This window comes from Cytobacillus praedii (assembly GCF_001439605.1).
GTDB lineage: Bacteria > Bacillota > Bacilli > Bacillales > Cytobacillaceae > Cytobacillus > Cytobacillus praedii.
The window spans coordinates 1-17,028 of sequence record NZ_LMBX01000035.1 but is presented as its reverse complement, the minus strand read 5'-3'; the positions used below and the strand labels follow the sequence as shown (position 1 = coordinate 17,028).

The window sequence follows — 17,028 nt, the reverse complement described above, 5'->3', positions numbered from 1 at the left end:
CATGCCAATCAAAGTCTATTCCACAAAATTTTGTGGACGCTCGATTGGCTTGCCTTTATACCATTTTAAGTAAAGCTTCTTTTCCTATCATTCCTCGATGAATGCCCAACGACTCTGCCTCATACGTGACGGATTCCAGCGGTGCTTCAAGAAGCTGTTCAATTGTTTTTACCCCAACTGCCCTGCCAGCGATTACTTTCCGATCCTTTAATTTCTCATTTAGTAATGCGACATCAAGTGCACCACACATAATATATCCTTTATCATTTGTCACAACAAGTAAATTTGTTTTCGGCAGCTCCACGGAGACGCATAGGAATGTATACCCCTTTATATCAATAGGTTTTAAATCAATCATGAATCAAGCACTCCTTTCCCTCTCTATCAAATTATGCTAGTGGTTAGAAATGCGTGTAATGATTTTTAAAATAACTCCAATTGCCTTGGGGCAAGATCTCTATATTCAATATTTAACATGTGTATAAGCTGTTTCGCATTGTCAGCCGCATCTCCGCCTGAATTATTGTTAAAAACTGCATATACCGTTTTGCACCTTTTTTCTAATTCTTTTAGCCGCTCTGCCCATTCAGTAAGTTCATTCTCATTGTACCGATACAAATATCTGACTTCTCGCCAATTCTCTGCATTTTTCTTTTGCCAGCCATGAATATTACGTCCGTGAAACCTTACTAAAACCTTTTCTTTATTAGTTGGTTCAAGCACAATCGGAATGGAGCCAGTGCCTGCCTGTGGCTCATCACAAATACTATGAATCCACCCTTCCTCTTTCATAAAGCGGATGGTTTTATCCTTAAATGCAGGATGAAACCAGGACTGATGCCGGAATTCTAATGCACAGGGGATATCGCCCATTTGCGCTTTACACCAGCGCAAATAATCGACATTTTGCTTTTTACAGTCAAACCATGGAGGAAATTGAAAAAGCACCATCGCAAGCTTATTCCTATAGGGCTCTAAAGAATCCTTAAAAGCGGCAAACATTTCACCCTTATCCTGGAATGGAATTTCCCCTCTTTCATGACCTGTCATTCCTTGATAAGCTTTCACAATAAATTGAAAGGTCTTCGGAGTGTCTTTCATCCATTTTTCTGCATTCCGCTTTGGCTGGACAGCATAAAAGGAAGCATCAACTTCAACTGTTGGAAAATGACTCCCATACACCCTCAACTTCTCACCTTGGGAAATTGGATTAGTATATAAGGTATCGTGGTCTCCCCATCCAGTTACTCCAATTACAATCATCCTGCACACCTCCAATGTGATAGCAGTAAGTTAAATAGAATCGGCTCTCTTCCCTAAATTGGCTATTGAACATATTTTTCAGTATCTTATTCATTGTCACATAGTAAGCTGCACGGGGGAATACTATTCATTTTCTTATTAAAGCTAGCTATGGGACACTTTCTTTTAGTTTTCATGTGAATTGTCTCATTAAGGCTGGCTGTGAGACATTTTCTTTTGGTTTTTCATGTTCCTTGTCTCATTGAAGATGGCTATGAGACATTTTCTTTTGATTTATCACGTTCCTTGTCTCATTGAAGATGGCTATGGGACACTTTCTTTTGGTTTTTCATGTTCCTTGTCTCATTGAAGATGGCTATGGGACACTTTCCTTTGGATCATCATGCTCCTTGTCTCATTAAAGCTGATTATGGAATTTTAAACGGTATGCCGCTCTCGCTACCTTTAAAATTATATAACCAACTGTATATAAAATTAAACCACTCACCAATTTAGTGAGTGGTTTAATTTTAATTATTTATTAACCGATTGAGCCTTCCATTTCGAACTTGATCAAACGGTTCATTTCTACCGCATACTCCATTGGAAGTTCTTTCGTAAATGGCTCAATAAAGCCCATTACAATCATTTCAGTTGCTTCTTGTTCAGAGATTCCGCGGCTCATTAGATAGAATAATTGCTCTTCTGAAACCTTGGAAACCTTCGCTTCATGCTCTAACGAGATATTATCGTTCATGATTTCGTTATATGGAATCGTATCTGAAGTTGATTGATTATCCATAATTAACGTATCACACTCAATATTTGCACGAGCACCATCAGCCTTACGGCCAAATTGAACAATCCCACGATATGTTACTTTACCGCCGTGCTTAGAAATCGATTTAGATACAATCGTAGAAGATGTATTTGGTGCAAGGTGAATCATTTTTGCACCAGCATCCTGGTGCTGACCTTTACCTGCAATCGCAATTGAAAGTGTCATTCCACGAGCGCCTTCACCTTTTAGAATAACAGCTGGATACTTCATTGTTAATTTTGATCCAATATTCCCGTCAATCCATTCCATTGTTGCATTGGCTTCACAAACAGCACGCTTTGTAACAAGATTGTATACGTTGTTTGCCCAGTTTTGGATTGTTGTATAGCGGCAATATGCATCCTTTTTGATGATGATTTCAACTACCGCACTATGAAGGGAGTTTGTCGTATAAACAGGAGCTGTACATCCCTCAACATAGTGTACATGAGCACCTTCATCAACAATGATTAATGTACGCTCAAATTGGCCCATATTCTCAGAGTTGATGCGGAAGTATGCTTGTAACGGAGTTTCCACTTTAATTCCTTTTGGAACATAGATGAAAGAACCGCCTGACCAAACAGCAGAGTTTAGTGCAGCAAACTTATTATCTGTTGGCGGAATCACTTTCGCCCAATGCTCACGGAAAAGGTCTTCGTTCTCACGTAGAGCAGAATCTGTATCCTTAAATACGATCCCTTGTGCTTCAAGATCTTCCTGCATGTTATGATAAACAACCTCTGATTCGTATTGAGCGGATACACCAGCTAAATACTTTTGCTCAGCTTCTGGAATCCCGAGCTTATCAAACGTTTGTTTAATTTCCTCAGGTACTTCATCCCATGATTTCTCTGTCTTTTCAGATGGTTTTACATAATATGTGATTTCATCAAAGTTTAATGACGCTAAATCTCCGCCCCATTGCGGCATAGGCATGTTGTAGAAATGCTCCAATGATTTTAAACGGAAGTCAAGCATCCATTGTGGCTCTTGCTTCATTTTTGAAATCTCTTCAACAATCTCTTTCGTTAAACCGCGTTTTGATCGGAAAATGGAAACGTCCTTATCGGCAAAACCATATTTATAATCGCCAATTTCCGGCATCTTTTTTGCCATCGTCGTATTCCTCCATTCATTTGCGATTGGACCTTAAAGGCCCAATCAACTATAATTTATCGGCCTAGGATCAATTTATTAAGGAGATTATTCTTCCTTTAATCCCTTCTCCATAGCCTTCCACGCTAATGTTGCACACTTTATTCTAGCTGGAAACTTCGCAACACCCTGCAATGCTTCAATATCCCCAAGATCAATATCATCTTCATAGTCTTTTCCCTGCATAATCAGAGAGAAAACCTCTGAAAGCTTTAAAGCATCTTCAATATTTCTTCCTTTAATTGCTTGAGTCATCATAGAAGCGGAAGACATCGAAATCGAACAGCCTTCTCCTTCGAATTTCGCATCTATAACCTTGTCACCTTCCAGCTTTAATGTTAATTGAATACGGTCCCCACAAGTGGGGTTATTCATATTAATTGTTAAGCTGTCGTCTGCAAGCACCCCTTTATTGCGGGGGTTTTTATAATGGTCCATAATCACTTGCCGATAGAGAGTATCTAAATTGTTAGAAGACATCGCTGAAATACTCCTTTGTTTTGAGAAGCCCACTAACAAGCTTATCAATCTCTTCTTCTGTATTGTACAGATAGAAGCTAGCCCGTGCAGTTGCTGATTGCTTTAGCCATTTCATTAACGGCTGTGCACAATGATGACCCGCACGAACAGCAATTCCTTCAGCGTCCAATACAGTTGCCACATCATGAGGATGGACATCATCAAGATTAAACGTGACTAACCCCGCACGTTTAGATGCTTCTTTCGGTCCAAAAATAGTTAATCCCTCAACAGCAGACATTTTTTCTATCGCATATGCAGCTAATCTATGCTCGTGAGCTTCAATTTGATCTAACCCAACTTCTTCTAAGAAATCGATCGCCGCACCTAAGCCAATGGCTCCAGCAATGATCGGTGTGCCCCCCTCAAACTTCCAAGGAAGCTCCTTCCAAGTAGATTCGTATAAACCTACAAAATCAATCATTTCTCCGCCAAATTCGATCGGTTCCATATTTTCAAGAAGCTGTTTCCTACCATATAATACGCCAATGCCAGTCGGCCCGCACATCTTATGGCCCGAAAAAGCAAAGAAATCACAATCTAAATCTTGGACATCTACTTTCAAATGAGGTGTACTTTGCGCACCATCAACGACCATAATCGCCCCATTTTCATGAGCAATTTTTGCGATATCTTTAATAGGATTTACAACACCCAGCACATTTGATACTTGCATAATAGAAACAATTTTCGTATTAGAAGTAACAGTTTCTCTAACGTCTTCGAGAGAAATGGTGCCGTCCTCCTGAAGAGGCAAATATTTTAACACAGCGCCAGTTTGTTTCGCGACCTGCTGCCATGGAATAATATTGCTATGATGCTCCATATAGGAAATAACGATTTCATCTCCTTCATGGAGATTTGCCCGCCCATAGCTTGCAGCAACCGTATTTAAAGCAGTTGTTGTTCCTCTTGTAAAAATGATTTCTTCTGTTGATTTAGCATTAATAAACTTGCGAACCTTTTCTCTTGCACCTTCATATCCATCTGTAGCCCTTGTGCCAAGTGTATGGACTCCGCGATGAACATTTGAATTTATTTCACGATAATACGTATCGATTGCCTCAATAACCTGAACAGGCTTTTGGGATGTTGCTGCACTGTCTAGGTATACAAGCGGCTTCCCATTGACTTCCTGATGTAAGATTGGAAACAGTTGACGAATATCATGGATATCCATTACTTTACTTTCCTTTCAATAACGGACGTAAGCTGTTTTTTAACTCCTTCAATATGAAGTGCGTTCACGACTGGAGCAAGGAATCCATGAATAACAAGTCGCTCAGCTTCAGTCTTTGGAATTCCACGGCTCATTAGGTAGTACAATTGGAGTGGGTCAACACGTCCAACAGAGGCAGCATGACCTGCAGTTACATCGTCCTCATCAATTAATAAAATTGGATTCGCATCTCCCCGTGCCTTTTCACTAAGCATAAGAACACGTGATTCTTGTTCAGCATTTGACTTAGAAGCGCCATGCTCGATTTTACCAATTCCATTAAAGATAGATGTAGCAGCGTCCTTCATAACACCGTGCTTAAGAATATAGCCTTCCGTATTCTTACCAAAGTGTACGATGCTTGTTGTAAAGTTTTGCGTTTGTTCTCCACGGCCTACTACAACCGTTTTTGTATCTCCGAAAGAACCATCGCCAATTAAGTTTGTTACGTTTTCATAAATGGTATTGCTGTCATTCATTAAGCCAAGCGCCCATTCAATGCGAGCATCTCTATCAGCTATTCCGCGGCGATTCACATAGCCAGTTAGTCCCTTTGCAAGGGTATCAACCGCTCCATATTGTACTTTTGCATTTGCTTTCGCAAGTACTTCAGTCACAATATTGAATACACCATTTGCAGTGTCCATTGTAGAAACATAGTTTTCCACATAAGTAACCGAACTATTGTCTTCAGCGACAACAATCACATGATTAAAAAGAGCCGCCTCTTCGTTGTCATGAATAAATACAGCTTGAATTGGTTCTGCAACTTCAACGTTTTTTGGAACGTATAAGAAAATTCCACCATTCACTAGTGCTGCATGAAGAGCAGTTAATCGATGCTCATCCACCTTCACACCATCTTGCATGAAATATTTTTGAAGCAAATCCCCATGCTCTCTTGCTGCTGTAAAGATATCAGTGAAAATAACGCCCTTTGACTGAACATCCTTTGATACAGATAAGTAAGATGGTCTGTTATTGCGTTGTATATACAAGTTTTGTTCAGCAGCTTCTAGATCAATTAAAGTCTTCACTTCTTCAGGAAGTTCATTTAATGATGAAAAATCCTCGCTGCTAACGATATGCTTATTGAACTGTGTAAAGTTCCATTTATCAATTTTTGTTTTATCAGGCTTTGGCATTGGCAAATTCTCAGCATTTGCTAGTGCGTTTAAACGAAGCTCTGTCAGCCAAGCCGGCTCGCCCATTTCTTTTGAAAAGGAACTTACATATTCCTTATCAAACGGTAACTTTGTTTCTGTTGACATAATGATCCTCCTAACAAATTACGCTTCTTGGCCAACTGTTTCGTCTTCAATACCGAGTTCTTTCTTAATCCAGTCATATCCTTCTGACTCTAGGCGCTGTGCAAGTTCAGGACCGCCAGATTTCACAATGCGGCCTTGCATCATTACGTGTACATAGTCAGGAGTAATGTAGTTTAATAAACGTTGATAGTGAGTGATGATTAGGCATCCAAACTCTTCTCCACGCATTTCGTTAATTCCTTTTGAAACAACCTTTAATGCATCAATATCAAGACCTGAATCAATTTCATCAAGAATAGCAATCTTTGGTTCGATCATCATAAGCTGAAGAATTTCATTGCGCTTCTTCTCTCCGCCTGAGAATCCTTCATTTAAATAGCGTTGAGCCATATCCTGGTCCATCTCAAGGAATTCCATTTTGCTATCCATCTTGCGAATAAATTTCATTAATGAAATTTCATTTCCCTCTTCAAGACGGCTATTGATTGCTGAACGCAAGAAATCCGCGTTCGTTACACCAGTAATTTCACTTGGGTATTGCATAGCAAGAAATAGACCCGCGCGTGCACGTTCGTCAACTTCCATTTCTAATACATCTTCCCCATCTAAAGTTACACTTCCGCTTGTTACTTCATATTTTGGATGGCCCATGATAGCAGATGATAGGGTTGACTTCCCTGTTCCATTCGGCCCCATGATCGCATGGATTTCTCCGCCTTTAATTTCAAGATTGACACCTTTTAATATTTCTTTGTCTTCAATAGAAACATGAAGATCTTTAATTGTTAATTTTGAACCTGCCATTACTATACCTCCATCAATAAAAGAAGATTTATATTACGGCCATGCCGCAACCTTCTATTCTCATTTTATTCTCATTACAATCTTATAACAAATGAAATCTGTTAGCAACTCTTTCAACCCATTAACAACATATTTATACAGAAATACTAAAGCGCTTGAAACCTAGTTTCTTTCCTATCTCTCACTGAAATAATAATCCTATTCTTTTACCTATTTATTCTTACCATCCTGCATTTTTTTCATGTAATAAAATTAGCTAATTGAGAATCATTCTTTATAACTCAATCACTAATAAGAAAACATGAATTTTCAGTATAATAATACCACAAGATTTTTGGTACAAAAAGCAGAGCCGGCTTTTTCAGAGACGAGAAAAAAACGGCAAATAAAAAGAGAAATCAGCAATGTATATTTTTTTGCTGATTTCTCTCTTTCTTCATTATTATATAGTGCAGCTTTAGGAATGAACCTTCTTCTCTAAATTAGCAATCATTTGCTGACATTTAATATGTTCTTCCTGGCGTCTTTTTTCAACCTTCATTCGAACCTCATGCTTTCTACTGTAAGTTTCATACCCTACACCATGGGCTCCATGCATTGCCTTTTCCATATCGCTTGTGTAATTCAACTGTAGCTGGTTAATAAAAACCAATCCTTTCGTCATTGCGATTTAATTTACGTTCAAATTTTAACATCTCCACTAGATGTAATACAATGACGAAATTAGCTGAAATTAAATGCAGAAAATTGAATTATTGCGTTTAAAACGCTTTCATTTATATCATGCTTACAATACGAGCAAATTCCGCATATATCATTCAATATTCATGTGAATAAAATCAAATGAAAAGGCAAGTGCTTGTTGTTCGCACTTGCCTTCATACCTTATTGTACTGAAATAACAGCACCTTGATATTTTTCTTTAATAAAATCTTGAATTTCTTTAGATTTAAGAACTTCAACTAATGTTTTGATTTCTTCTCGATCTTTGTCTTCTGAACGAACCACCACTAAGTTAGCCGGAACAACATCACTGCCCTCAAAAGCAATTCCATCTTCTTTAATATTGATTCCGCCTTCCAGTGCATAGTTTGTGTTGATCGCTACAGCGTCGCCTTCACCGCTTTCAAAAGATGAAGCCAGTAATTTCGCCTCTATTAAAGTAGTGAAATCAAAATTTTTCGGATTCTCAACAATATCCTCAACACGTGCATTTGCTCCAACGCCTTCTTTTAACTTGATAACCCCTGCCTTTTCAAAAATCGGTAAAATACGGCCATGATCACTAAATGAATCACTCATAATAATCTTTGCTCCATCTGGAAGATCTTCTAGGCTATCATATTTCTTAGAATAAATCCCAATTGGCTCCTGATGAATTTCACCCACACTTACAAAGTCGAAATCTTTATTTTCTTCCATTTGCAATGCTAAATAGCCCGGTGTTTGGAAATAATTCGCATCAAGTTCCTTATCTTTTAATGTAACGTTTGGCAGCACATAGTCTGTAAACACTTGAACTTCTAAGTCAATGCCTTTTTCAGCTAATAAAGGCTTAGCTTCTTCTAAAACCTCTGCATGCGGCACAGCAGATGCTCCAACAACTAACTTTTTATTTCCGTCTTTGCTTTCCCCGCCAGAGGATCCTTTTTCTTCACTACTGCCGCAAGCAGCTAAGGATACTGTTAATAAAGCAATAATAAATAAAGCAAATAATTTTTTCATTTGTTCTTCTCCTTTGTTATCGTTTGTCTGTAATTTTTGTAAAATAATCACCAATAAATTGAATGATGAAGACTACTATTAATATAGCGACAGTGGCAGCTGCTGTTACGACAGAGTTATTTCGCTGGAAACCTTCTAGATAAGCAAAGTGTCCGAGTCCCCCTGCACCGATTACCCCCGCCATTGCTGTAAAACCAACTAATGAAATGGCTGTTACGGTTATACCTGAAATTAAAGCTGGCATCGATTCTGGGATTAATACCTTGAAGATAATATGCCCGTTATTTGCACCCATTGATTGTGAAGCTTCTATAACTCCCCTATCTATCTCCCGAAGTGCGATTTCAACCATTCTTGCATAAAAAGGGGCTGCCCCGATGATAAGAGCAGGCAATGCTGCATTTGCCCCAAGCATCGTACCAACAAGAATTTTTGTAAAAGGAATAAGTAAGACAATTAATATGATAAAGGGAATGGACCGGAAAACATTCACAATAACTGAAATAATGGAGTTAACCAATTTATTCTCCCACATATTCCCTTTAGCAGTTAAAAACAATAGCAGTCCAAGCAATAAACCGATAAGAAAAGTAGCAATGACTGAGATGGATGTCATATAAATGGTTTCTTTCATTGCTAAAATTAATTTTTCCCATTTGATTAATTCGAGTAAATTATCCATTTGCAATCACCTCCACACCTACTTGATGTGTGTTAATAAATGCGATCGCTTTTTCTACTTCGCCTTTGGGTCCATCAAGATGAATAAATAGTGTTCCATAAGATCCATTTTGAGTATGAGAAATCTTCCCTTGTAATATATTAACGGTTATATCATGTTTTCTGATTAACTGTGTGATTAGCGGCTGATCAGCTGTATCACCTACAAATGACAGCTGTACAACCTTCCCTTCAGGATATTTTTCATGTAGATGCCGAGTAGTTTCTTTTGTTTCCTCCGGTTCAGTCACCTGCTGAACAAAACGCTTTGTAATTTGTTCCTGCGGATTTTTAAATACATCCAGCACCGGTCCCATCTCAACCACTTTTCCTTCTTCCATAACCGCAACTCTGTGACAGATTTTACGGATCACATGCATCTCATGAGTAATTAGTACAATCGTTAACCCAAGACGGCTATTAATATCTACAAGTAAATCAAGAATGGCGTCTGTTGTTTGCGGGTCTAACGCGGAAGTAGCCTCATCGCATAATAATACTTTCGGGTTATTCGCTAATGCTCTTGCAATACCCACACGCTGCTTTTGTCCTCCACTTAATTGTGAAGGATACGCATCCTCTCTTCCTTCAAGACCAACAAGTTTGATTAATTCGTCGACACGCTTTTTACGTTCAGTCTTTGACACACCTGCAATTTCAAGAGGAAACGAAATGTTCTGTCTAACTGTCCTTGACCATAACAGATTGAAATGCTGAAAGATCATACTGATTTCTTGTCGAGCCTTTCTTAGCTTGCTGCCCTTTATTTTCGACACTTCATTATTTGCGACAACCACGGTTCCCTCGGTCGGAAGTTCAAGCCCATTTAACATTCTAATTAACGTGCTTTTTCCTGCTCCGCTATAGCCAATTACGCCGAAGATTTCTCCCTCGTTAATCTCAAGATTAACATTATCTACAGCTTTTACCTGGCCTTTTGGAGAAGGGTATATTTTTTGTACCTTTTTGATTGAAATCATCGTCATGCTGCACACCCTCTTTAAATCCTATTTTGCTTATCACTTTTAAAAAACTTAATATATTGCTTTCACTCTAGTATTTTTCTTTTTGAAAAGAAAAATGCCTTTCTGACAATGAGCAGAAAGGCATAAAATAATCTTGTCCTTTCTCTCATCTCCCAAAGCAAGCTTGCTTTGTGTGAATTGGCACCATTTCATTTTCATGACGGTTGCCGGGCTTCATAGGGCACTTCCCTCCACCTCTCTTGATAAGAGCGTAACATCTATATTCAATTAACACTTTAAATTAGTTTAGTGATAACAATTTCGAAAATTATCGTATCATGGATTTATTAAGGGTGTCAACGATTTAAATTATAATTTAGTATTTTTAAAAGATAGTATTTTTATCCAACTTTCAAAAAACTTAGATATATCAAAGCTTATGCCTTAGCAATTAACGATGTAATTCCTGTTGCAGCCTGGATAGCTTGCTCTAAGTCATCAATTAAATCCTCTGCATTTTCAATTCCAACCGAAATACGAATTAAATCCTCTGGTACACCTGCAGCTTTTAGCCCTTGTTCATCTAATTGCTGATGTGTAGTGCTGGCTGGATGGATGATCAAACTCTTAGCATCTCCTACATTTGCTACATGAGCCCATAGCTCCAGATTATTTATTAAACTCGCTCCAGCTTTTCTTCCTCCGGATATACCAAAGACCACAACAGAGCCAGCACCTTTAGGCAAATATTTATCTGCTAACGGTTTATCAGGGTGATTGTCACTTCCAGGATATAGAATCCAATTAATAGCAGGATGTGCCTCTAAATATTCTATGATTCTTTTCGTATTTGCAATATGCTCTTTCATTCGCACATGCAGCGTTTCTAATCCAAGTGTAAATTGGAATGCATTCTGCGGACTCAATGCAGGTCCTAAATCCCTCAGCAGCTGAACCCTAGCTTTTGTAATGTATGCAACCGGTCCAAGTGCCTCGCTATAAACAAGATCATGATAACTGGAATCCGGTTCAGTAAATCCTGGGAACTTAGGTGAATTCCAATCAAATTTACCGCCATCTACGATAATTCCTCCCAATGTCGTCCCATTCCCTAACAGCCATTTAGTAGCAGAGTGTATGACAATATCTGCTCCATGTTCAATTGGTCTGCAAAGATATGGAGTAGCGAATGTATTGTCAATTAGAAGAGGAATCCCATTTTCATGAGCAATTTCAGCTACTTTTTCAATATCAAGCACTTTTAGACTTGGATTGCCAATCGTTTCTGCGAATACCGCTTTCGTCTTTTCTGTTATCGCTTCTCTGAAGTTTTCTGGCTTTTCTGGATCAACTAGCTTTACTTGTATTCCGTATTTTGGAAGTGTTACCGCAAAGAGATTGTAGGTTCCTCCATAAAGGTTAGATGCTGCAACAATCTCATCGCCTGCCTGAGCAAGGTTAAGAATTGCTAGCGTAATTGCCGCCATCCCACTTGAGACGGCTAGTGCACCGACGCCGCCTTCTAACAAAGCAACTCTCTCTTCAAACACGGTTACCGTTGGATTGTGAATCCTTGTATAAATATATCCAGATTCCTTTAACCCAAAAAGATTTGCTGCATGCTCAGTATCTTTAAATTGGTAGGCATTATTTTGATAGATTGGTACAGCCCTTGCACCAGTGACAGGATCAGGCTGTAATCCGCCATGTACACCAAGTGTTTCCAAACGATAGTTTTTTTGTTTTCCACTCATTTTTCATCTCTCCCTTTTTTAGTGCATGAAGGTCATGCTTTATCCTCTGATGTGCAAATACAATAGAATCACTGACTTAAAGGACAACCCCATTTAAAAGAAGAGCGAAAAAAACCCTCTTCACAAGAAGAGGGTTGATATCATCTCTTCTTATCTTCCAGAGCAATGATGCTCTGCTGGAATTAGCACCGTGTAAATTACCGGTTGCCGGGCTTCGTCGGGCCAGTCCCTCCGCCTCTCTTGATAAGAATATTCAGTTTTTTCAGTCAGTTAATTAATTCCAATAATAGCATATTGATGATTTAAAGGTCAAGTGGAATTTTGAATTTTTTATAACTCAACTTACACGCTGCCTTGAAAGAAGAAATAATGATTCTAGAAAGAGGAGTCTTCTGAAAGTAGAATCTACAAGTATATTTTTCGCTCGTATTGCATTTCTTAATTTTTCATTTCCCATTAATATCGAGGAAATTCTCTCCTCAGTGCCAGTAATAATTACATCATAAGTATTAGCAGGCTCAGAAGGGCAAATTTTCACATCCCCATTCTGAAATCGAATATATAGGATATCATCCTTTGTCCGAATACATAAAGTGAACGAAACACCCTTTAAAAACACGGCCAAATGCCCTTTTGTTTTTACCTCATGAATAAATGCAGCAGTCACTTCCTTCAAGCCCTCACCCCAGGTTAAACGAATAGACAACAGGTTTTCATCCATTTGTCTTACAATACTATTTCTTCAATTCATGTAACATTCCTGCATAATTTGTTCGACATTAACTATGGAACATTTCCTGAGAAATATGTCATTTTATTTATTTTTCAGACTGTTTTTGCCGTTTTAACAGCTGAGTTTGTCTTATTATAGCTTCGAAAGACAATAAAGAAGTACACAGATCCTACCAAATATAAAGAGGCAGTAATCGTAAATACAACAGCATATCCCCAATATGCGCCATATTTTATAACAATCCCCGTTGATACAGGACCCATGATTGCCCATCCTAAATTAAAAACCATTTGGTTAACCGAATTTGCCAGCCCCTTCATCGAATCTCCAACTTTAGACATCATTAGGGACATTTGAATAGGATTTCCTGCATTCATAAGGGCTTGTCTGAATAAAAAGCCGATTGCTGCAAGCCAAAGACTTTCCGTATATGCTGTCATTAGCAGAAACGGCAAAGAGGATAGTTGAAGAATAACAACTGCTTTCACTTCACCAAACTTCCTGACAACCATTGGTCCAATAATCATAGCAATTGCCGTTGCAGCTTGACCCATTGAAATGATAAAACCGATTGCTGAGTTAGAAGCAGAAAAACGATCAGCAAAATATAAATTTAAATAGGGAATGACAAGTCCTGCCCCCACACCAATTAGCAGCTGTGCGAATGCAAATAAAAATATAATTTTCACATTCTCTTTTTTATTTAAAATGCTTTTAGCCGAAACTATTTTCTTATCTCTTTTGTTCTTTCTAGGATTGCGCTGTTCATTAAATTTAGTTACTGGGATAATGCCTATCAGGAAAATAATGCTTCCAATCAGCAGGGTAAAACGAATGCTATTTAATTCTGTGGTGATCAAGGAAAATAAATCTGTTAGTATGCCGCCGCCTAAGTTTCCAATAACATTTGCACCTGTCATAACAGCAAAGTGGATACTGAATAAATGAACCCTTTGTTCAGGCTTTGAGTTCTCTGCTAGCCAGGGAATTCCCGAAACCTGAAAGAAAGCTGTCGCAAGACCAGTTGCAAATGCAGTCAGCACCAGTACGGATTGAGCTTCGATTACACTTCGCGATAATAAAACAAGTCCGGTAGCAGCCGCACCATACAGCATCGCCTTTCTTCGTCCGATTCGGTCACTAAAAATCCCTGCTGGAACTAGTGCGATAGCTGTGGCAAGCGCGGTCATCGATATTACTTGCCCGTTGATTTGCTCATTGTAGCCTAACTCCCTAATATAAAAATTATAAATAACCATAAAGATTCCAAAACCAATTTGCGTAAAAATATTTGCCATAAATGCCAGCCGAATATTGCGATTATACCCTTTAATTTGGTTGGCCCATTCCTTATAAAATGCCATTTTTACACCTGCTCCACAAATATTTCGCATCCCTAAATATAATAATCCCTTACAGAAGGTTTTGTAAATATATTAGTTGGATAATTTAGAAAATAAAAAAAGAGCAGGTGTTTACACCTAACTCTTTTAGATGAAGCTCTTTATTTTATTTAATAAGAATGGAACCGACTGAAATGCATACACCTTTTCTTCAAGCCTGCCCATTTTAAAAATAAGAAGGCATGGAACGCTTTCAATCTCCCACTTTTCTGCTAAGTCTGGCATATAATTTAAATCACTTTTTCCAATTAATAAACTTGGCAATAGTTCGTTTATTACCGTCAGCATTTTCCCAGCTACCTGACAGGTACCACATAAAGGGGTGTATAAATATATCAAGCTTACCTGTTCCCCTGCTATTGCCTCATTTATCATTTCCCGTGACCATTCCTGCAATACAAATCATCCTCTATCTAAAAACTCCATATTTACATCAATATTGGCACCCAATAATACAGTTGCTAAATGGTGTTCAGGTGCTGTAGCTACTTCCCGATACATCCGGTCAATATAAAGATGCTCCGCTTCTGGAAACTCTCGTTTAAACTGTTTCCGAAGCTTTTCACCTGCATCATCAGCATCAACCAAAATAAATACATCCTTATCAAGCAGCGTTTCAATCAGCTCATCAAGCTTGGTAAGACTAATAGTTCCATTTGTACAAATAATCTCGACAGGCTCACTTACGATTGCTTTCACCTTTCTTTTATCCGAAGTACCCTCTACAATAATGACCTTCTCTGGTATTGCTTCATTCATTTTCATCACCTGAACCTGAGTTGAAGTTTTAGGTATAACCCTAATATGTTTGAAAGGAAAATCCAATTGATATGTGTAACTTTATCGCAGATTAACGGGCTGTCAGCCCCCTCACTACATCGAGTTAAAAAAAAGTTCTGAGGTGAGGATCAGCAGACCGCAAATGTCCGATTCGTTCAACTTACAATCATCAAGATATGCCCTCCTGATTGAAGTTTCACTTTATCTTACCATATTCAATATTCGAGATAATGGTGTTCAACTCCTGCTAAGATAAAAATACTATAGTAAATAGGCTTGCTCGTATACATCCATTATATCCATTTATCTATGGTAAATAAAATAAATAAGAACAGCGGAAACTTCCGCTGTTCTTACTAACACCAACCACCCTCGTCACAATCTGTATAACGTGCTTGCGGACTATCTGTCGTTGTTACATGCTGGTAAATCTTTTGCTTATCTGACTCGAAATGGTGGTCCATTTGAATGGAAGACTCTTGAGGCAGATGAATACTTCCGATCTTTTCATTTTCTAAATAAAGTTCAATTTCTCCATCCTTCAGCTTTCCAACAACACGGTCAGTAATATCAATTTTATTACTCTTTAATACCACTATAACCACCCTTTCTCATTTTAATGATTATAGTGTTTCCCTTATTAGAGAAATAAAAAAGCCAAATAAAGGGAGGTACCGCTTTGTGCAGCACCTCCCGCATTTATTAGTCTTCTTTAACCATTTCTTCGTATTGTTCTGAGGTCATTAGGTTTTCAATTTCACCTGCATCTGATGGCTCAATAACAATCATCCATGCTTTCTCATACGGTGATTCATTCACAAATTCAGGGCTGTCGCTTAAATCTTCGTTAACAGCAACAACTTTTCCGCTGATTGGTGCATAAAGCTCAGATACCGTCTTAACTGATTCTACACTTCCGAAAGGCTCGTCTGCAGTAACCTCATCTCCTACTTCTGGAAGCTCAACGAAAACAATGTCCCCAAGCTCAGATTGAGCAAAGTCGGTAATTCCAATACGCACTTGCTCTCCTTCTGTTTTTACCCATTCATGCTCTTCTGAATAACGCAATTCCTTTGGTGTGTTCATTCCTAATCCCTCCATTTTTTCATTTCAATCTATGATCGTTATATCGATCTCTTTTCCATCATGGCCATTTTACGCAAGCCATGTTTTTTCATAATCCTCTTCTTTAAAGCCAACCGTCACTTTTTTCCCATCCGTTACTATTGGACGTTTAATAAGCATTCCATCGGTTGCCAAAAGATGCAGCAGTTCATCATCTGTTGATGACTTCACTTTATCTTTTAAGCCGAGCTCACGGTATTTCTGACCGCTTGTATTAAAAAACTTCTTAATATCTAAGCCGCTTTTCTCATACAAGCTTTTCAGATCACTTACAGAAGGCGGATTATCTGCGATATGTATTGCTTCATAAGCTAAATTATGGTCATCGAGCCATTTCTTAGCTTTTCGGCATGTCCCGCATTTCGGGTACCAATAAAAGGTTAGACTCACTGTTCCACCACCTAGATTATCATGTCCAATTTTAAAAAGAAAGTAACTTCATCCACTCAATACTATCATAATTATAGTATATTTCCTATCCAATGACTAAAGATGATAATTCGACAAAATTCTCTTTTCTCCTTCTAGTTAAAAGAATATTTTCATGTAAAATAGCCAGAATTAACGATTCTATCAAGCAGCTTTTTTTGTTTATCAAGCATTTGCTCTGTTTTATCGTGCATTCTTGAGATTTATCTAGCACTTGCTCTGTTTTATCGTGCATTCTTGAGATTTATCTAGCACTTGCTCTGTTTTATCGTGCATTCTAAAGTTTTATCTAGCACTTGCTCTGTTTTATCGTGCATTCTTGAGATTTATCTAGCACTTGCTCAGTTTTATCGTGTATTCT

General features: G+C 38.3%; 19 protein-coding genes and 2 riboswitches. All 19 genes read right to left on the bottom strand.

Going from position 1 to position 17,028, the window contains the following annotated elements:
* Window positions 1–55: 55 nt before the first annotated feature.
* The 19 genes from ASU02_RS23305 to ASU02_RS23215 all read right to left on the bottom strand — a co-directional run bounded on the left by ASU02_RS23305 (window position 56) and on the right by ASU02_RS23215 (window position 16,628).
* A complete protein-coding gene (locus tag ASU02_RS23305; protein WP_057767819.1) occupies window positions 56–358 on the bottom strand; it encodes a YunC family protein in 303 nt (100 codons plus the stop codon).
* Between the two features lie 65 nt (window positions 359–423).
* A complete protein-coding gene (locus ASU02_RS23300; protein WP_057767818.1) occupies window positions 424–1,263 on the bottom strand; it encodes a DUF72 domain-containing protein in 840 nt (279 codons plus the stop codon).
* Between the two features lie 520 nt (window positions 1,264–1,783).
* Window positions 1,784–3,181 carry a Fe-S cluster assembly protein SufB gene (sufB, locus tag ASU02_RS23295; RefSeq protein ID WP_057767817.1) on the bottom strand — a complete coding sequence of 466 codons (1,398 nt, stop codon included), beginning with the start codon at window positions 3,179–3,181 and terminating at the stop codon, window positions 1,784–1,786.
* 87 nt (window positions 3,182–3,268) lie between these two features.
* Window positions 3,269–3,700, bottom strand: a complete 432-nt coding sequence (gene sufU, locus ASU02_RS23290) for a Fe-S cluster assembly sulfur transfer protein SufU (protein WP_057767816.1) — start codon at window positions 3,698–3,700, stop codon at window positions 3,269–3,271.
* On the bottom strand, window positions 3,690–4,919 hold the full coding sequence (locus ASU02_RS23285; protein WP_057767815.1) for a cysteine desulfurase: 1,230 nt from the start codon (window positions 4,917–4,919) through the stop codon (window positions 3,690–3,692). The genes sufU and ASU02_RS23285 overlap by 11 nt, the downstream gene beginning before the upstream one ends.
* Window positions 4,919–6,229, bottom strand: coding sequence for a Fe-S cluster assembly protein SufD (sufD, locus tag ASU02_RS23280; protein WP_057767814.1), 1,311 nt, complete (start codon window positions 6,227–6,229; stop codon window positions 4,919–4,921). The genes ASU02_RS23285 and sufD overlap by 1 nt, the downstream gene beginning before the upstream one ends.
* An 18-nt stretch (window positions 6,230–6,247) precedes the next feature.
* Window positions 6,248–7,033: a Fe-S cluster assembly ATPase SufC gene (gene sufC / locus ASU02_RS23275; RefSeq protein ID WP_057767813.1), complete on the bottom strand. Its 786-nt coding sequence runs from the start codon at window positions 7,031–7,033 to the stop codon at window positions 6,248–6,250.
* Between the two features lie 457 nt (window positions 7,034–7,490).
* The gene (locus tag ASU02_RS23270; RefSeq protein WP_057767812.1) at window positions 7,491–7,697 is read right to left on the bottom strand and encodes a hypothetical protein; all 207 of its coding nucleotides are present in this window, start codon (window positions 7,695–7,697) and stop codon (window positions 7,491–7,493) included.
* A 221-nt stretch (window positions 7,698–7,918) separates the two neighbouring features.
* A complete protein-coding gene (locus tag ASU02_RS23265) occupies window positions 7,919–8,758 on the bottom strand; it encodes a MetQ/NlpA family ABC transporter substrate-binding protein (RefSeq protein WP_057767811.1) in 840 nt (279 codons plus the stop codon).
* A gap of 16 nt (window positions 8,759–8,774) precedes the next feature.
* A complete protein-coding gene (locus ASU02_RS23260; protein WP_057767810.1) occupies window positions 8,775–9,440 on the bottom strand; it encodes a methionine ABC transporter permease in 666 nt (221 codons plus the stop codon).
* Window positions 9,433–10,458, bottom strand: a complete 1,026-nt coding sequence (locus ASU02_RS23255) for a methionine ABC transporter ATP-binding protein (RefSeq protein WP_057767845.1) — start codon at window positions 10,456–10,458, stop codon at window positions 9,433–9,435. The genes ASU02_RS23260 and ASU02_RS23255 overlap by 8 nt, the downstream gene beginning before the upstream one ends.
* A 148-nt stretch (window positions 10,459–10,606) precedes the next feature.
* Window positions 10,607–10,713: riboswitch (SAM riboswitch) on the bottom strand.
* Between the two features lie 167 nt (window positions 10,714–10,880).
* Window positions 10,881–12,197 carry an O-acetylhomoserine aminocarboxypropyltransferase/cysteine synthase family protein gene (locus ASU02_RS23250; protein WP_057767809.1) on the bottom strand — a complete coding sequence of 439 codons (1,317 nt, stop codon included), beginning with the start codon at window positions 12,195–12,197 and terminating at the stop codon, window positions 10,881–10,883.
* Window positions 12,198–12,344: 147 nt separating this feature from the next.
* Window positions 12,345–12,447, bottom strand: a riboswitch (SAM riboswitch).
* Window positions 12,448–12,534: 87 nt separating this feature from the next.
* Window positions 12,535–12,903, bottom strand: coding sequence for an SCP2 sterol-binding domain-containing protein (locus tag ASU02_RS23245; RefSeq protein ID WP_057767808.1), 369 nt, complete (start codon window positions 12,901–12,903; stop codon window positions 12,535–12,537).
* Window positions 12,904–13,022: 119 nt separating this feature from the next.
* Window positions 13,023–14,294, bottom strand: a complete 1,272-nt coding sequence (locus tag ASU02_RS23240; protein WP_057767807.1) for an MFS transporter — start codon at window positions 14,292–14,294, stop codon at window positions 13,023–13,025.
* 126 nt (window positions 14,295–14,420) lie between these two features.
* The gene (locus tag ASU02_RS23235) at window positions 14,421–14,729 is read right to left on the bottom strand and encodes a thioredoxin family protein (RefSeq protein WP_057767806.1); all 309 of its coding nucleotides are present in this window, start codon (window positions 14,727–14,729) and stop codon (window positions 14,421–14,423) included.
* 6 nt (window positions 14,730–14,735) lie between these two features.
* On the bottom strand, window positions 14,736–15,092 hold the full coding sequence (locus ASU02_RS23230; protein WP_057767805.1) for a toprim domain-containing protein: 357 nt from the start codon (window positions 15,090–15,092) through the stop codon (window positions 14,736–14,738).
* 377 nt (window positions 15,093–15,469) lie between these two features.
* Window positions 15,470–15,709, bottom strand: coding sequence for a YusG family protein (locus ASU02_RS23225; RefSeq protein ID WP_057767804.1), 240 nt, complete (start codon window positions 15,707–15,709; stop codon window positions 15,470–15,472).
* A 106-nt stretch (window positions 15,710–15,815) separates the two neighbouring features.
* Window positions 15,816–16,199: a glycine cleavage system protein GcvH gene (gene gcvH, locus ASU02_RS23220; protein WP_057767803.1), complete on the bottom strand. Its 384-nt coding sequence runs from the start codon at window positions 16,197–16,199 to the stop codon at window positions 15,816–15,818.
* A gap of 69 nt (window positions 16,200–16,268) precedes the next feature.
* Window positions 16,269–16,628, bottom strand: coding sequence for an arsenate reductase family protein (locus ASU02_RS23215; RefSeq protein WP_057767802.1), 360 nt, complete (start codon window positions 16,626–16,628; stop codon window positions 16,269–16,271).
* Window positions 16,629–17,028: the final 400 nt, after the last annotated feature.

Excerpts from the sequence above, each read along its gene's own strand:
- ASU02_RS23305 (WP_057767819.1), bottom strand. The coding sequence starts at position 358 with ATGATTGATTTAAAACCTATTGATATAAAGGGGTATACATTCCTATGC.
- ASU02_RS23300 (WP_057767818.1), bottom strand. The coding sequence starts at position 1,263 with ATGATTGTAATTGGAGTAACTGGATGGGGAGACCACGATACCTTATAT.
- sufB (WP_057767817.1), bottom strand. The coding sequence starts at position 3,181 with ATGGCAAAAAAGATGCCGGAAATTGGCGATTATAAATATGGTTTTGCC.
- sufU (WP_057767816.1), bottom strand. The coding sequence starts at position 3,700 with ATGTCTTCTAACAATTTAGATACTCTCTATCGGCAAGTGATTATGGAC.
- ASU02_RS23285 (WP_057767815.1), bottom strand. The coding sequence starts at position 4,919 with ATGGATATCCATGATATTCGTCAACTGTTTCCAATCTTACATCAGGAA.
- sufD (WP_057767814.1), bottom strand. The coding sequence starts at position 6,229 with ATGTCAACAGAAACAAAGTTACCGTTTGATAAGGAATATGTAAGTTCC.
- sufC (WP_057767813.1), bottom strand. The coding sequence starts at position 7,033 with ATGGCAGGTTCAAAATTAACAATTAAAGATCTTCATGTTTCTATTGAA.
- ASU02_RS23270 (WP_057767812.1), bottom strand. The coding sequence starts at position 7,697 with ATGACGAAAGGATTGGTTTTTATTAACCAGCTACAGTTGAATTACACA.
- ASU02_RS23265 (WP_057767811.1), bottom strand. The coding sequence starts at position 8,758 with ATGAAAAAATTATTTGCTTTATTTATTATTGCTTTATTAACAGTATCC.
- ASU02_RS23260 (WP_057767810.1), bottom strand. The coding sequence starts at position 9,440 with ATGGATAATTTACTCGAATTAATCAAATGGGAAAAATTAATTTTAGCA.
- ASU02_RS23255 (WP_057767845.1), bottom strand. The coding sequence starts at position 10,458 with ATGATTTCAATCAAAAAGGTACAAAAAATATACCCTTCTCCAAAAGGC.
- ASU02_RS23250 (WP_057767809.1), bottom strand. The coding sequence starts at position 12,197 with ATGAGTGGAAAACAAAAAAACTATCGTTTGGAAACACTTGGTGTACAT.
- ASU02_RS23240 (WP_057767807.1), bottom strand. The coding sequence starts at position 14,294 with ATGGCATTTTATAAGGAATGGGCCAACCAAATTAAAGGGTATAATCGC.
- ASU02_RS23230 (WP_057767805.1), bottom strand. The coding sequence starts at position 15,092 with ATGAATGAAGCAATACCAGAGAAGGTCATTATTGTAGAGGGTACTTCG.
- gcvH (WP_057767803.1), bottom strand. The coding sequence starts at position 16,199 with ATGAACACACCAAAGGAATTGCGTTATTCAGAAGAGCATGAATGGGTA.